General features: G+C 60.3%; 15 protein-coding genes. 12 read left to right on the forward strand and 3 right to left on the reverse strand.

The window, feature by feature from the left end:
- The first annotated feature begins 97 nt into the window (after positions 1 to 97).
- Positions 98 to 1,639, forward strand: a complete 1,542-nt coding sequence (locus tag FGO67_RS00085) for a bifunctional aminoglycoside phosphotransferase/ATP-binding protein (protein ID WP_238942193.1) — start codon at positions 98 to 100, stop codon at positions 1,637 to 1,639.
- Positions 1,640 to 1,676: 37 nt separating this feature from the next.
- On the forward strand, positions 1,677 to 2,057 hold the full coding sequence (locus tag FGO67_RS00090; protein ID WP_203298724.1) for a Rieske (2Fe-2S) protein: 381 nt from the start codon (positions 1,677 to 1,679) through the stop codon (positions 2,055 to 2,057).
- On the opposite strand, the gene sfsA is transcribed toward FGO67_RS00090, so the two are convergent.
- A complete protein-coding gene (gene sfsA, locus FGO67_RS00095) occupies positions 2,041 to 2,772 on the reverse strand; it encodes a DNA/RNA nuclease SfsA (RefSeq protein WP_203298725.1) in 732 nt (243 codons plus the stop codon). The two genes, FGO67_RS00090 and sfsA, sit on opposite strands and share 17 nt — an antisense overlap.
- A gap of 179 nt (positions 2,773 to 2,951) precedes the next feature.
- Here sfsA and dksA point away from each other — a divergent pair, with 179 nt between their 5' ends.
- The 10 genes from dksA to pgi all read left to right on the forward strand — a co-directional run bounded on the left by dksA (position 2,952) and on the right by pgi (position 14,982).
- Positions 2,952 to 3,392, forward strand: coding sequence for an RNA polymerase-binding protein DksA (gene dksA / locus FGO67_RS00100; protein WP_041340960.1), 441 nt, complete (start codon positions 2,952 to 2,954; stop codon positions 3,390 to 3,392).
- A 60-nt stretch (positions 3,393 to 3,452) separates the two neighbouring features.
- On the forward strand, positions 3,453 to 4,325 hold the full coding sequence (gluQRS, locus tag FGO67_RS00105; protein ID WP_203298726.1) for a tRNA glutamyl-Q(34) synthetase GluQRS: 873 nt from the start codon (positions 3,453 to 3,455) through the stop codon (positions 4,323 to 4,325).
- Between the two features lie 50 nt (positions 4,326 to 4,375).
- On the forward strand, positions 4,376 to 4,552 hold the full coding sequence (locus tag FGO67_RS00110; protein ID WP_041340954.1) for a hypothetical protein: 177 nt from the start codon (positions 4,376 to 4,378) through the stop codon (positions 4,550 to 4,552).
- Entirely contained in the window at positions 4,542 to 7,505 is a 2,964-nt protein-coding gene (locus FGO67_RS00115) for an ATP-binding protein (RefSeq protein ID WP_203298727.1), read from the forward strand. Before FGO67_RS00110 ends, FGO67_RS00115 begins: the two co-directional genes overlap by 11 nt.
- Before the next feature lie 7 nt (positions 7,506 to 7,512).
- Entirely contained in the window at positions 7,513 to 8,916 is a 1,404-nt protein-coding gene (locus FGO67_RS00120) for a sigma-54-dependent transcriptional regulator (protein WP_203298728.1), read from the forward strand.
- A 669-nt stretch (positions 8,917 to 9,585) separates the two neighbouring features.
- Positions 9,586 to 10,953, forward strand: a complete 1,368-nt coding sequence (pcnB, locus tag FGO67_RS00125; RefSeq protein WP_203298729.1) for a polynucleotide adenylyltransferase PcnB — start codon at positions 9,586 to 9,588, stop codon at positions 10,951 to 10,953.
- Complete coding sequence (gene folK, locus FGO67_RS00130) at positions 10,953 to 11,465, forward strand: 2-amino-4-hydroxy-6-hydroxymethyldihydropteridine diphosphokinase (RefSeq protein ID WP_203298730.1); 513 nt, start codon at positions 10,953 to 10,955, stop codon at positions 11,463 to 11,465. Before pcnB ends, folK (FGO67_RS00130) begins: the two co-directional genes overlap by 1 nt.
- 179 nt (positions 11,466 to 11,644) lie before the next feature.
- Positions 11,645 to 12,439, forward strand: a complete 795-nt coding sequence (panB, locus tag FGO67_RS00135) for a 3-methyl-2-oxobutanoate hydroxymethyltransferase (protein ID WP_203298731.1) — start codon at positions 11,645 to 11,647, stop codon at positions 12,437 to 12,439.
- Positions 12,436 to 13,284: a pantoate--beta-alanine ligase gene (gene panC / locus FGO67_RS00140; protein WP_203298732.1), complete on the forward strand. Its 849-nt coding sequence runs from the start codon at positions 12,436 to 12,438 to the stop codon at positions 13,282 to 13,284. The genes panB and panC overlap by 4 nt, the downstream gene beginning before the upstream one ends.
- Positions 13,285 to 13,320: 36 nt before the next feature.
- A complete protein-coding gene (gene pgi, locus FGO67_RS00145; RefSeq protein WP_203298733.1) occupies positions 13,321 to 14,982 on the forward strand; it encodes a glucose-6-phosphate isomerase in 1,662 nt (553 codons plus the stop codon).
- Here pgi and folK (FGO67_RS00150) read toward each other — a convergent pair.
- Positions 14,965 to 15,489, reverse strand: a complete 525-nt coding sequence (gene folK / locus FGO67_RS00150) for a 2-amino-4-hydroxy-6-hydroxymethyldihydropteridine diphosphokinase (protein ID WP_203298734.1) — start codon at positions 15,487 to 15,489, stop codon at positions 14,965 to 14,967. The genes pgi and folK (FGO67_RS00150) overlap by 18 nt on opposite strands.
- Positions 15,489 to 15,845, reverse strand: a complete 357-nt coding sequence (gene folB / locus FGO67_RS00155; RefSeq protein WP_203298735.1) for a dihydroneopterin aldolase — start codon at positions 15,843 to 15,845, stop codon at positions 15,489 to 15,491. Before folB ends, folK (FGO67_RS00150) begins: the two co-directional genes overlap by 1 nt.
- Positions 15,846 to 15,883: the final 38 nt, after the last annotated feature.

A 15,883-nucleotide genomic window follows, 5' to 3' on the forward strand; every position in this document is an offset into this window, starting at 1 on the left:
AATTCAATAGGTTCAGGGCACTATCCAGAGCATATTAGCCAGAGCATATTAGGAGCACACTGTGAGCGAGACTTCCCCAGGCACGCTGGTTCAGGCAATGCAAAATGCCGACCTGTACCCGCACCCGGTTCATGAATTTCACGTCATCGAAACTCACATTTCCCAGGTCATCCTGACCGGTGAGTTTGCCTACAAGATCAAGAAACCCATGGATTTCGGCTTCCTGGACTTCTCGACACTGGCCCGCCGCAAGCACTTTTGCGAAGAGGAGCTACGCCTGAACCGTCGTTTGGCAGAGCCCCTGTACCTGGAGGTTCTGCCCATCACCGGCAGCCCCGAACAGCCAGTACTGGGTGGTTCCGGCGAAGCCTTCGAATACGTGATCAAAATGCGCCAATTCAGCCAGGGTCAGCTGTTTGATCGCCTGCAGGAACAGGGTGAGCTGGCACCCGAGGCATTAACCGATCTGGCCCGGCAGGTTGCAGGCTTCCACGAACAGTTGCCGCCGGTGCCTGATGACAAGCCGCTGGGGACGCCGGAAGCCGTGTACGCGGCCATGCAGGAGAACTTCGACCAGATTCGGCCGATGATTGATGATAAAACCCTGCTGGCCCAGCTCGACAACCTCGAGGCCTGGACCGAAACCACCTTTGAGCGCCATCGCGAACTGATCGCCGAGCGCCGTGCCAAGGGACTGGTGCGGGAATGCCATGGTGACCTGCACCTGGCCAACATCACCAGCTACGACGGCAAAGTCACGGTCTTCGACTGCATCGAGTTCAATGAGCCCTTCCGCTGGATCGATGTCATCAACGATCTCGCGTTCCTGCTGATGGATCTGGAATCCCGGCAGGAAGAGGCGCTGGCGAACCTGGTCCTGAACACCTACCTGGAGTATCGGGACGATTTCGAAGCCCTGCCCCTGTTGCCGCTGTACAAGGCCTACCGGGCCATGGTTCGCGCGAAGATCGCCCTATTCACCCTGGGCAATCCCGCCCTCAGCGACGATGAGAAGGCGAGCCTGCATCAGCGTTACCGGGACTATGCCCAGCTGGCTGAAGACTACAGCATTATCCCCAACCCTTACCTGCTGGCCTCAACCGGCCTGTCAGCCAGTGGCAAATCCTTTGTCTGCTCGGCGATGGCAGGTGACCTCGGGCTGATCCGGCTGCGTTCCGACGTTGAGCGCAAACGCATGCATGGGCTGGCGCCGCTGGAGAGCAGCAAGTCACCCACCGGAGGCAACCTCTACACCGAGGAAGCCAATGAGCAAACCTACCAGCGACTGGCGACATTGGCGGGTCAGCTGCTGGCGGCAGGTATGCCGGTCGTGGTGGATGCAGCGTGCCTGAAAGAGCGTGAGCGTTCGCTGTTTGCCGGTGTCGCCGAGGACCTGGCGGTGCCTTTCGCGCTGCTGCACTGCGATGCACCCGAGGAATTGCGCCGGGAATGGATTCGGAACCGCAGCGGAGACGCCTCAGAAGCCACTGAAGAACTGCTGGACGAGCAGCAAACCTGGTACGAGCCCTTAACTCCGGAAGAGCGCAGCCATACCATTCATTTGCAGACGGATCAGGAGCACGTGGCCGAGGCGGTCGCCGATCGGATCCGGCAGCATTTCGGCCTGCCCCCGCGCTGACACCCACCGACACACGGCAAGTAGCGGGAGGAACACCTTGGCGAACACGGCATCAGACAGCGGCCACTGGCAAACCGTTTGCCAGCAGAATGAGCTCCAGCCGGACCAACCCCTGGAGTTTCGTATCCAGCGGCCAGCCGCGGAACCGGGGGGCATGCCGCTGACCGGCTTCCTGCTATTGCACGATGGCCAACCCCAGGCCTACGTTAATCAATGCCCGCACCTGGGCATTGAACTGAACTGGATGCCCGGCAAGTTCATGGATGCCGACAACCTGTTCATTCAGTGCTCCACCCACGGCGCCCTGTTTAAACCGGGCACCGGCGAGTGCATCACCGGCCCCTGCCAGGGCGATGCCCTGACCGCCCTCGATCTTCGGATCGAGGGCGGTGCTATTCAGATCAGACTTCCAGAATAACCGGCACCGATTCGGTCAGCGTCATCTTGCCCGAAGGATCGCCGCTCTCGGTGGCCAGACCGGCACGGTAGGCAATCACCTCAACCCCGGCATCACAGGCTTCCCGCAGCAACCGCCCATAGGTCGGATCAATGTGATCGGCTGGGCGCACGGTCTGAATGCCGGTGTGGTTCACCACAAAGAACAACACCGCCCTATCTCCCCGGGCCACCTGGGCCATCAGCTCCCGCAGGTGTTTCTGGCCTCGAGTAGTGACCGCATCGGGGAAGAAGCCCTGATCCGTTTCTGCCAGGGTGACGTTTTTCGCTTCCACCCAGGCGTCCGGCTGATGGTCGTGGCCGGTCAGCAGAAGATCGATCCGACTCTTTTCGTCGCCGTACTTCACTTCCGACCGGCACTCCGGGTAATCCGCCAGCTCCACCACCACGCCACTTTCGACCGCAGCTCGGGCCTGAGCGTTGGGACGCGCGGTGTTGATGCAGGCCAGCATGCCCGGCGAGGTCTCCACCAGCTCCCAGGTATAGGGCAGTTTGCGCTTGGGATTGTCGCTTCGACTCAGCCAAACCCGAGCATCCTCGGGCTGGCAACCCAGCATGGAACCGGTGTTTGGACAGTGGGCGGTTACCTCGCTTCCGTCCGGCAGGCGCACGTCCGCCAGGAAGCGTTTATAACGGCGAATCAGGCGCCCTTCGACCAGGGGTTCGGGAAAGTTCATGAGGTCTCCATTCAAAAGTCGGTATCACAAGGCTGGCACCCCCGTGACTTATCTGCTATTTTCCGCAAATTCCCGTTTACGGACGAATGCTTCATCCAGGGTTAAACCGCTCAGCCACGGGGGCTCAAGCGGTGGGAAGCAAAGCGTTCTTGTGAAGTACAAACAAGAGGCCGGGTTCAATGGCAAACACTGCAGAACAACCACGCGAACGTTTTACTAACTTCACCCCTTACGAAATGAAGAAGGGTGAAGAGTACATGAGTGCTGAAATGCTGGAGCACTTCAAAAATCTGCTGCTGCAATGGAAACAGGAGCTGATGGAAGAAGTAGACCGCACTATGCACCACATGCAAGAAGACGCCGCAAATTACGCCGATCCCAGTGATCGCGCAACCCAGGAAGAGGAATTCAGCCTGGAGCTGCGGACCCGTGATCGCGAGCGCAAATTGATTAAGAAAATCGACAAGACCATTGATCGCATCGACAAAGACGATTACGGCTTCTGCGATCAGTGCGGTGTCGAAATCGGCATCCGTCGCCTGGAAGCACGGCCGACAGCGACCCTGTGCATTGACTGCAAAACCCTCGCTGAAATTCGCGAGCGCCAGACTGGTATCTAAGCCAGCTCACCCGCGGCAGCCGGCCGTGCTTTTCAAAAGCCGCCGGCTGACTGACCCATCATGACCGTAGCTCGTTACCGGGGCCGATTCGCGCCCTCACCCACCGGCCCTTTGCATTTTGGCTCTCTGGTCGCGGCCGTTGCCAGCTATCTGGAAGCCCGCAGCCACAATGGCCAATGGCTGATTCGTATCGAAGACCTGGACCCACTCCGGGAGCCCGCCGAAGCCACCGGCCAAATCCTGAACAGCCTTGAAGCCCATGGCTTGTTTTCCGACGAGCCTGTCCGTTTCCAGTCCCGCCGCCACGAGGCCTATCAGTCAGCCATCGAGCTGCTGATGTCCACTGGCGACGCCTATCGGTGCGTGTGCTCCCGCAAGGAGCTCCAGCAACACGGCGGCCGACACCCCCATGGCTGCCGGGATCGTCAAGCGGGCCCCACCGATCGCCCATCGGCGGTTCGCTTTGCCCTCACCGATGAACACAATCACTGGCAGGACCTGCTTCTAGGCCCCCAGCACCAAACCGTCAGTGCCGAACTGGACGACCCGGTCATACTGCGAAAGGAAGGCTTTTACGCCTATCAGCTGGCCGTGGTAGTGGACGACATTCACCAGGGCATTACCGATGTGGTCCGGGGCTCCGACCTGCTCGACATGACCGCCCAGCAAACCCAGATTTACCGGGCATTGGGCGCCACCCCGCCCCGTTGGCTGCATGTGCCGGTCATCGTCAACGAACAGGGACAGAAGCTCAGCAAGCAGACCCACGCCCCAGCGCTGAACGACGACAAGCCTGCTGACAACCTGATCCAGGCCCTGGTGGCATTGGGCCAGAGGCCTCCGGCATCACTGGCTGGCGCGTCGGTCGATAGCATCCTGGACTGGGGCGCCAGCCACTGGCGGCGCGAGGCCATCCACCTGACATCCGGGTGAACCCCGTGGTATAAAGCGGTTCACAAACCTCAGCGCGGATAGCATGCCTGATGTATATCTACCGTCTGGTCTTCCTGTTGGTTTTGGCCATCTACATCTTCTCTCCCAATATCCTCGATTGGTGGACCTCGCCGGGTAACGCCTGGTACAGCCCCTATTTGATCTGGGCCGGTATTATTGCCATCGGTTTCTGGCTGGAATGGCGACGGGATCCCAATGAGTTTTAGCGCCGCCGGTCTACTCGCTGCCAGCCTGCTCTACCTGGTGATCCTGTTTGCTATCGCCTGGGCAACCGAGAAAGGCACCCTGCTCCGGCACTGGGTCAGGCATCCGCTGGTCTACACCCTGAGCCTGGGCGTCTATGCCGGTATCTGGGCGGTTTATGCCGCCATTGGCGTGGCGGCGGATTCCGGTTACGGCTTTCTTGCCTATTACCTCGGCATCAGTGGTGCCTTCCTGCTGGCGCCAGTGCTGCTGAACCCGGTACTGCGCATCGGCCGCGCCTACCAGCTCACCTCGCTGGCCGATCTGTTCGCTTATCGATATCGCAGCCAGTGGGCCGGCACCCTGGTCACCCTGTGCTCCGGCGGCGCCATCCTGGCCCTGCTCAGCATGCAGATTCAGGCGGTGACCACCTCAGCCAGCCTTCTGGCTCCGGACACCTCGCCCCAGGCCATTAGCGTGATGTTCAGTATCACGGTGGTACTGTTTGCCATGCTCTTTGGTGCTCGTCGTGACCAGAAGTCTGACAATCATCAGGGCCTGGTGCTGGCCATCGCCTTCGACTCCCTGGTCAAGCTGGTGGCCATGCTGGCACTGGGCGGGGTTATCCTGTTTGGCGTCTTCGGCGGCATGAACGGCCTGGAAGGCTGGCTGCTCAGCAACAGCTCGCCGGCCGCCACCATGACCCTGAGCGTGGACGATGGCAGCTGGCGAGCGCTGATGCTGATGTCGTTTGCCGGGGCCCTGGTACTGCCGCACATGTATCACATGACATTCAGCGAGAACCCGTCACCCAAGGCGTTGGCCAAGGCCAGCTGGGGGCTGCCGCTGTACCTGCTGTTAATCGGCCTGCCGGTTCCGCTGATTCTCTGGGGTGGCCAGGCCCTGGCGGTAACCACCGGCCCGAGCTTCTACGCCATCGGCGTAGCCCAGAGCCTCGGCAGCCCGGGACTAACCCTGCTGATGTACATCGCCGGGTTGTCGGCCGCCAGCGGCCTGATGATCGTCAGCACCCTGGCCCTGGCCGGGATGGTGCTCAACCACGTGGTATTGCCTGTAAAAACCCCTCGGGACCAGGGTGACATTTACCGCTGGCTGCAGGGCATCAAGCGCCTGCTGATCGCCGGCATTATTTTCCTGGCTCTGCTGTTTCATGAAACCCTGGGCAAGAACCTGGGTTTGTCCATTCTCGGGATTATTTCCCTGTCCGGTGTACTGCAGCTGCTGCCCGGCGCCCTGGGAGTGATCTACTGGCCCGAAGGTAATCGCCGGGGCCTGATCGCCGGGCTGTTGGTCGGGCTTGCCATCTGGATCGTCACCCTGGTGCTGCCCTTTGCGCACACCGCTAACCTACTCGCCCTGTTTGATGCGCCGCTGGTGCCGGACTACAGCAACTGGCACATCTTTACCTTCATAAGCCTGACCGCCAATGTCGCGGTATTCGCGCTGATATCCATGGTCAGCACCAGCAGCAACGAAGAAAACAGCGCGGCCCAGGCCTGCTCCCTGGGCGCCCTCTCCCGCCCCCAACGTCGGGAGCTGCTGGCCGCCTCCTCCACCGAATTCGAAAAACAACTGGCCGACCCTCTGGGACGGGGCGTGGCCAAACGGGAAGTTGAACGAGCTCTGGCACAACTGAAGCTGCCCAAGCTGGAGTACCGCCCGTACCAGCTGCGCCGACTGCGGGATCAGATTGAGGTCAACCTGTCCGGCCTGCTTGGGCCTTCCGTTGCCCGGGACATGGTAAAACGGCACCTGGGCTTCAAACCCATGACACGGGGCGGCACCGGCCAGGACATCCGTTATGTCGAGCGAGCACTCGGGGAATACCAGAACCAGCTGACCGGACTTGCCGGCGAGCTGGACAACCTGCGCCGACATTACCGGCAGACCCTGCAGAATCTGCCGATTCCGGCCTGCTCGGTGGGCGAGGACGGCGAAATCCTGATGTGGAACCACACCATGGAAAGCCTGACCGGCATAACCGCCGACGATGTTGTCGGCGCCCGCCTGATGGCTCTACCTGAGCATTGGCACATCCTGCTGGAAGACTTCCACAACGGCGACGAACTGCACCGCTACAAACATCGCCTGGACCTGCGCGGCAAACCCCACTGGCTGAACCTGCACAAGGCAGCCCTGAGCGGGCCGGATCATACCGAGGGCGGCAGTATCATCCTGGTGGAAGACCAGACCGAGACCCGACAGCTGGAAGACGAGCTGATGCACAGCGAACGACTGGCCTCGGTGGGCCGGTTAGCCGCCGGGGTTGCCCATGAGATCGGCAACCCGGTAACGGGCATCTCCTCACTGGCTCAGAATCTGCGGCTGGAAACGGACAACCCGGACATCCTGGATACCGCCGACCAGATTCAGCAGCAAACCCGGCGAATTTCCACCATCCTGCAATCGCTGATGAATTTCGCCCGCACCGGCAACCGCGCCCATGCGAACCGCTATGAGCCGGTGACCATTCACCGGTGCGTGGATGAGTCCATTAATCTGCTGTCACTGAGCGACAAGGGCATGGGGGTGCACTTTGTCAACGACTGTCCCCCGAATCTTCAAGTGCTCGGCGATGAGCAACGCCTGGTACAAGTGTTCATTAACCTGTTGGCCAATGCCCGGGACGCCTCTCCCATTGGCGGCACGGTCCGGGTCAGTGGAAACGGCGACGGCTACTCCGCTATCATCGAGGTCGTCGATGAAGGCTCCGGCATACCGGCCGACCAGCTTGATCACGTGTTCGAACCGTTTTACACCACCAAGGCCCCGAACAAAGGCACCGGACTGGGCCTGTCATTGGTGTACAGTATCGTGGAAGAACATTACGGCAACATCCAGGTGGACAGTCCGGCCAACCCGGACACCGGCACCGGTACCTGTGTACGCTTGAGGCTACCCGCTTACGAGCCGGAAACCGGCACCACCACCGTCAGCCAGAACGAAAGGTCATGAAACCTATATGCCTCGCATTCTGATCGTAGAAGATGAAGACATTATCCGCTCAGCAGTGCGCAAACTGCTCCAGCATGCCGGATACACGGTATCCGACGCCGCATCGGTGGAGGAAGCAGAGCAGAATTTCGAGCCGGAACAGTTTGATCTGATCATTTCCGATCTTCGACTCCCGGGCGCCCCCGGCACCGAACTGATCAACCGGGCCCCGAACACGCCGGTCCTGATCATGACCAGCTACGCCAGCCTGCGCTCGGCGGTCGATTCCATGAAGATGGGCGCGGTCGAATACATCGCCAAGCCCTTTGATCACGATGAAATGCTCGCTGCGGTTGAAAAAATCCTGGCCCGGAAGATACCGGGCGCCACCACTGGCGACCTGCAGGATGGATCAGACGCCAGCCCGGAGGACAGCGACCCGGCCAACATCATGTTTGGCCACTGCGCCCCCATGCAGCGCGTCTTCACGCTGATACGCAAAGTCGCTCCGACCGAAACCACGGTGCTGATCCAGGGCGAATCGGGTACCGGTAAGGAGCTGGCGGCACGGGCTCTGCACCTGCTCAGCCCCCGCGCCGCCAAGCCACTGATCTCAGTGAACTGCGCCGCGATCCCGGAGAGCCTGATTGAGTCGGAGCTGTTTGGTCATGAGAAGGGCGCCTTCACCGGTGCGGTTTCAGCACGGACCGGCCTGATCGAGGCCGCCGACGGCGGCAGTCTGTTCCTGGACGAAATTGGCGAACTGCCAGCAGAAGCCCAGGCCCGCCTGCTGCGAGTGCTGCAGGAAAGCGAAATTCGCAAGGTCGGCTCGACCCAGAGCCGGACCGTGAATGTTCGGATGATTGCCGCGACCCACCGCAACCTGAAAGCCATGACCCGCACCGGCGAGTTCCGGGAGGATCTGTATTACCGTCTCAACGTCATGCAGATCCGGATTCCGCCGCTGCGCGAGCGCCAGGCCGACATACTGGGCCTGGCCCGACGCTTCCTGAAACGTCAGGGCGAGAAGATGGGCAAGCCCCTGCTCAACCTGAGCCCGGAAGCCATGCGGGCGCTGGAACGGCATCGCTGGCCGGGCAACGTGCGCGAGCTTGAGAACGCCATTGAACGCGCGACCATCCTGTGTGACGGCGACGTGATCTCACCAGGGCTGCTCGACCTGGACAGCGAAGCTGGCGACGAACACATCCCGGAAACACTGGTCGAGGGCAACAACGAGCAAACCCGCGCCACCGATGTCGATTCCTCCAACGACCTGTCTCTGGAAGACTACTTCCAGCACTTTGTCCTGGAAAACCAGGATCGCATGAGCGAAACCGAATTGGCCCAGAAACTGGGTATCAGCCGGAAGTCCCTGTGGGAGCGTCGCCAGCGCCTGGGCATTCCGCGCAAGAAAAGTTCAGGCAATTAAAAAAATGAACCCAGGCTCCATTGTTACCGCCTGTTCCTCCCGGTAACACTCGCCACAGAATTAATGAGACCTCAGTAACACTTTCGCTGTATACGGGGTAACACTTACCACCTGAAAAATCGTAAGACGCTGTTAATAAAGAGATTCTAAAAACTGGCACACGGACTGCAACCTATAGGGCGCACGACAACAAAAACAATCGTGACAACGCAGCGCCAAAACAAAAACAAAAAGCTGTAGAAGAGCGTTCAGTAATAAAAACAAATACAGAACGTGAGCGAACTGAGTGTTTTGGGTACTTTGCTTTTTAGTGGTCCCTCGGCACGTGTGAGTTGTAGATGTAGAGAAGAATCGTCCTCCAGGCGACACTGCACCTGCCCTAATCTCATTCGATGTCTCTGACCGCTCTGTGTGTTCAAAGCTTTCCGTTTGCACCGCTGACCCCCGAAATTGGGGACATGCAGTGGGGTAGAAAAACTAAGAAGAATCCCGGTAACAACAAAAACAATGCAGATCGTCAACGCTTTCAGGGCGGATTCGTGAAAACGGATCCGCCTTTTGATTATCTGGACCAGCCACCTTTCAGTGCCTCATTCCCAGTCAAACGTGGGCAAAACCTGCACAAACCGTTAAACTCTCGGTTTTTGCTCTTCGCAACCACGGATTTAAATGCCTAAACGACTCGTCGAAAAACTTCGTTCCTTTATTCCCGGCACCGGGAAAAAGAAGCTCCGTCCCTATCAGCGTCGGGAAATTCCGCGCGACCAGCACAATGTTTCCCGCTCGGCCATCAGCGAACCTGCCAAGAAGGTTCTCAACCGGCTTAACAAAGCCGGCTTCGAGGCCTACCTCGTTGGCGGCGGCGTGCGTGACATACTGCTCGGCGGTGTACCAAAAGACTTCGACATCGCGACCAACGCGACGCCGGAAGAGGTGCACGAATTGTTCCGTAATTCCCGGCTGATTGGCCGCCGCTTCCGTATCGTACACGTGGTGTTTGGCCGCGAAGTCATCGAGGTGACCACCTTCCGCGGCAACGCCAGCGAAGCCGAAGACGACGCGCCGGACGACGATCGCAAAACCTCCGAGCACGGCCTGCTGTTGCGTGACAACGTCTACGGCAGCCAGGAAGAAGACGCCCTGCGTCGGGATTTCACGGTTAATGCTCTTTACTACTGCATCCGTGACTTCACCGTGATCGATTTTGCCGATGGCGTCGAGGATCTGCGAAACCGCCAGCTTCGGCTGATTGGCGACCCGGAAACTCGGTACCGGGAAGACCCGGTGCGTATGCTGCGGGCCATCCGCTTTGCCGCCAAGTTGGATTTCGACATCGAGCCGGACACCGAAGCCCCGATCCGGGAACTCGCGCCCCTGCTCACCCACATTCCGCCCGCTCGCCTGTTCGAGGAAGTGCTCAAGCTGTTCTCGGCCGGCCAAGGCGAGGCGACCTACGATCTGTTGAGCCGCTATAACCTGCTGGCGCCACTGTTCCCCGAGACCGTTCGGGCGATCAATAACGGCGAGTCGGATGAACTTATCCGTCAGGCCCTGCGCAATACGGATGCCCGCATCGCCCAAGGCAAGTCGGTGACACCTTACTTCCTGTTTGCCGCCATGCTCTGGCCGGCCCTGCAGGCGGAATGGACCCGACGCCAAGACAACGGCGACCCGGTTCAACCGGCCCTGCACGGCGCCATCGGCAAAGTCATTGGGCGCCAGGTTCAGGCCACCTCCATCCCCAAGCGCTTCTCCGGTCCGATGAAAGAGATCTGGGAAATGCAGATGCGCCTGCCCCGTCGCCAGGGCAAGCGCGCTTTTGCCGCCATGAGCCATCCCAGATTCCGGGCTGCCTACGACTTCCTGCTGGTGCGTGAAGCGGCGGGCGAAATCGAACCCGGCCTCGGCCAATGGTGGACCGATTTCCAGAAAACCGATGAGCGCGGCCAGGAGCGCATGCTGACTGAGCTGGGCAGCGACGCTCCCAAGAAGCGTAAACGTCGGCGGAAGCCACCCACCAAGCGCCCCGCCGAGTAATGACCACGGACGCCTTTATTGGTCTCGGCAGCAACCTTGAAAACCCGGCAGCACAGCTGGCTCAGGCAGTTGCCGCCCTGGCCAGCCTGCCGGATTCAGTGCTGGTGGCGCAGTCGCCCTTTTACGCCAGCCGCCCGGTTGGCCCGCAGGATCAGCCGGACTTCGTCAATGGCGCGGTCTGGCTGCGCACCACCCTGCGCCCCCACGAGCTGCTTGACCACCTACAGACCATCGAACAGCGCCATGGCCGTGAGCGGCTCAGGCACTGGGGACCGAGAACACTGGATCTGGATCTGCTGATATTTGGCAGCCAGACCCTGGCTGACGAGCGCCTGACCGTCCCCCACAAAGAACTTCCGAACCGGGATTTTGTACTTCAGCCCCTACTGGACTTAGAGCCCGCCCTGACCCTGCCCGATGGCCGCACCGTCAAGGAACTGCGCCAGCATTGCCCCGACAACGATCTGCGCAAGTTGCCGCCAGTGGCGCGGGAACCCTTCACTCCGTCGTGAACCGCGCTCACGCCGTCCTCCCACTAATTTCCAGCAACGCCCGGCCAGGCACTGACTGCACCGGTCCAACGGGGCCCGTGCTACTATTGCCTCAAACATAGCCCCGGATTACCCTTAGCACTGTACGCCGGCAGACCCCGGCCCGGTCTTGGCCCATCCACCCACAAGGCAAGGATTTTATGGCTGTTACCATCAATACCCTTCGGGAATACAAACAAAAGGGCGAAGCCTTTTCCGTCCTGACTTCTTACGATGCCACCTTTGCCCAGGTGGTCAGTGAAGCGGGTGTCGATGTCATCCTGATCGGAGACTCGCTGGGCATGGTGCTGCAGGGCCACGACAGCACCCTGCCGGTCACCATGGACCAGATGGTTTATCACACCAATTGCGTCGCCAAGGGTAATGCCGGTGCCTTAATCATGGCCGACATGCCGTTCATGACCTACGGCACCGTGGACGCAGCCCTGGAAAATGCGGCCGAACTGATGCGTGCCGGCGCCCACCTGGTCAAGCTCGAAGGCACCGATTGGATGAAAGACACCATCCATGCTTTGAGCGAGCGTGGCGTACCCGTATGCGCGCACCTGGGCCTGACCCCTCAGTTCGTCAACAAGTTCGGTGGCTACAAGGTGCAGGGCCGCAACGAGAAAGCAGCAGAAATGATGATCGAACACGCCTGCGAACTGGAAGCGGCCGGTGCTGACCTGATCCTGCTTGAGTGCGTACCCGCACCCCTGGCCGCCCGCATCACCCAGGCCGTCAAAGCGCCGGTCATTGGCATTGGCGCTGGCGCCGATACCGACGGCCAGGTGCTGGTCCTGCACGATATGCTGGGTGTCACCACCGGGCGCAAACCCCGATTTGTGAAGAACTTCCTGGCCGAGACCAATTCCGTCCAGGAGGCCATTGAGGCCTACGTGAGCGCCGTGCGCGCACGAACTTTCCCCGCCGAGGAGCATACGTTCAAGGCATGAGAACCGTACATTCCCTGAAAGAACTTCGCACCATCCTCCGCGGCTATCGACGCCAGGGCAAAACCATTGGCCTGGTGCCGACGATGGGCAACCTCCACGAGGGCCACATATCCCTTGTGCGCAAAGCCGCGGAAGCGGCGGACGTGGTGGTCACCAGCATTTTCGTAAACCCGATGCAGTTCGGGGCTGGCGAAGATCTGGACACCTACCCGCGCACACTGACGGAAGATCAGGAGCAGCTAGAAGCTGCCGGCAACACCCTGGTGTTCGCCCCCGGTGTGGAGGAGGTCTATCCCGAAGGGCTGGCCTTGCAAACCCAGGTGGTGGTTCCAGAAGTCAGCGACGGTCATTGTGGCGCCAGCCGCCCCGGTCATTTCGAGGGTGTGGCAACGGTAGTCACCATGCTCCTGAACATGGTTCAGCCAGACGTCGCGGTGTTTGGCGAAAAGGACTTCCAGCAGCTCGCGGTAATCCGGAAACTGGTCCGCGACCTTATGCTACCGGTGGAAGTCGTGGGCGCGCCCACCATCCGGGAAGACGACGGCCTGGCCAAGAGCTCCCGAAATGGTTATCTAACAGCGAGCGAACGCAAAATCGCCCCGGTGGTCTACCAGACCCTGCAAGCAACCGCCCGCGAACTAGCCGGGGGGCGTTCGGATTTCCAGAGCCTGGAGGAAGAAGCCCGCAACCGCCTTGCCGAGGCCGGCCTGCGGCCGGACTATTTCAACATCGTTAATAGCCAAACCCTGAAGCCGGCCAGCACCGACGACACCGACATTACCCTGCTGGTGGCAGCCTTCCTGGGCACCACCCGTCTGATCGACAACCTGTCAATGAATCGCTAAGACAATACTCAGTAAATCACGGAAAAGGATGTTCTGATGTCTGATCGCGCGTCCCAACTGACCTCCTTCCCGGAGTGGCAGGCGCTGGAGCAACACCGGCTGCACATGCAGTCGGTGTCGATGAAGCAGCTATTTACCGAGGACCCAGAGCGGGCCAGCCGCTACTTCATCAAGGGCGCGGGAATATCCCTGGATTTTTCCAAGAACCGCATCACCGACGAAACCCTGAGCGCCCTGCTGGCGCTGGCCGAACGCTGTGGCCTGCCGGCACGCCGGGACGCCCTGCTGCGCGGCGAGCCGGTCAACCGCACCGAACAACGTCCAGCCCTGCACACGGCCCTGAGACACCCTGGCGACGCCTCGATCATGGTAGACGGCGTCGATGTGGTGGCCGAGGTCCAGCACACTCTGGAGCGGATGGAAGCGGTGGTCACCAACGTTCTGAATCAGTCCCAAACCGGATACAGCGGCAAGGCCTTCACCGATGTGGTCAGCATCGGCATTGGCGGTTCCTATCTCGGACCGAAGCTGGTCAATGAGGCCCTTCAGCCTTACTGGCAGGGCGGCATGCGCTGCCACTTTGTCGCCAACATCGACGGCACCGACATCCTGGAAGTGCTCCGGCAGGTGAACCCGGAAACCACCCTGTTCCTGATCCAGTCGAAATCATTCCGAACCCAGGAAACCCTGGAGAACAGCACCGTGGCGCGGCAATGGCTGGTGGATTATTGTGGAGACGACTCAGCGGTGGCCAAGCACTTCCTGGCGGTTACCGCCAACGTGCCGGGCGCGGAAAGCTTTGGCATCCACGCCGAGCAGGTGTTTCCGATGTGGGACTGGGTTGGCGGGCGCTACTCGCTGTGGTCCGCCATTGGCCTGCCGGTGGCACTGACCATCGGCATGGACAACTTCCGGCGTCTGTTGGCGGGCGCCCATGCCATGGACAGCCACTTCCAGGATGCGCCACTGGCGCTGAATCTGCCCGTGGTCATGGGCTTACTGGGTGTCTGGTACAACAATTTCTGGAACGCTCACACCCACGCCATCCTGCCGTATGACCAATACCTGCGCAGCCTTCCGGATCACCTCCAGCAACTGGACATGGAAAGCAATGGCAAGAGTGTGACCGAGACCGGAGAACCGCTGGCCTGCGAGTCGGGCCCGATCATCTGGGGTGGAACCGGCTCCAATGGCCAGCACGCCTATCACCAGCTGATCCATCAAGGCACCCGGCTGATTCCGGCCGACTTCATCATTCCGCTGAAAACCCACAACCCGGTGGCCACGCACCACGCCGACCTGTTTGCCAACTGCCTGAGCCAAAGCCAGGCAATGATGGCGGGCAAATCACTGGCGGAGGCCCGGGCCGAACTGGCAGCAGAGGGGCTTTCGGAATCGGAGATTGAGCAGCTGGCGCCCCATAAGGTGATTTCCGGCAACAAACCGAGCAACACCCTGGTTTTGGAGCAGGTTACTCCTGAGAGCGTGGGGGCACTGATCGCCCTGTACGAGCATCGAACCTTTGTCCAGGGAGTCATCTGGGGCGTGGATTCGTTTGATCAATGGGGCGTGGAGCTAGGCAAACAGCTAGGCAAGGAAATTTTGCCCCGCCTGCTCGGGAAGGATACGCAGGTCACTGGTAGCGACAGCTCAACCGACCACTTGGTTAAGCTGTTCCGGTCAGTCGGCGACTACTGAAATCTGACGGCCCTGCCAGGTAAAGGACACCGGCCAGAGTTTCTGGTCGGACCGGTAAGCCCGCCACAACTCCCGATAGCTTTGCCCCGTCACCGGATGCAGGGCCTCGGGCGCAATGTCGGCCAACGGCTGCAGAACGAAGGCGTTCTTCAAGATTTCGCCGCGAGGCAACTCAACCCCATCGACTATTCCTACCCGGTCGCCATAGGTCAGAATATCCAGATCCAGGGTTCGGGCACTGAACTTGGGCACATCCCGACGGCGACCGTTATCGGCCTCCAGTTGCTTGAAGCGCTGCGACAGTTCACCCACTGGCAGACCAGTTTTGACGCCAACCACCAGATTCAGAAACGGCGAGCCCTTGAAGCCCACCGCCTCGCTTTCATAAACCGGTGAAATCTCAAGGCCTCCAAACCAGTTCGCCAGCGCGTCCAGGGCTGCGGTAACGTAACGCTCGCGGTCTACGTTGCTGCCAATACTGATGTACACCCGGACCTGGTCGGCCATTAACGCGTTCCCCTTTCTATTCGGACACCCACCGCCTGCGCCGCCGGCACCGCTCCGGGTTTTCTCAGTGTCAGCGCCAGCCAGGTAATTCCAAACTGCCGCTGCAGCTGCGCCGCGAGCTGCTCAGCACCGTGCTCCAGCAACTTGGGCTGAAGTGCTTGCAGGCAGGATGTGACCAACTCGCTGACCGCGGCATAATCCAGGGCATCTCCGACATCATCCGAGGCACCCGGAACCCGGTTATCCCAAGCCATTTCCAAGTCCACAAGCAGGCGCTGGTCGACCTTCCGTTCCCAATCGTAGACACCGACAACGGTCTCAACTACCAGACCTTCAATGAGTACACTGTCTGCCAAGGGGGCTCCCGGAGTATTCCACTCTTTGCTGATTGAAT

The sequence above is a fragment of the Marinobacter sediminum genome, from assembly GCF_016820575.1.
Lineage (GTDB): Bacteria > Pseudomonadota > Gammaproteobacteria > Pseudomonadales > Oleiphilaceae > Marinobacter > Marinobacter sediminum.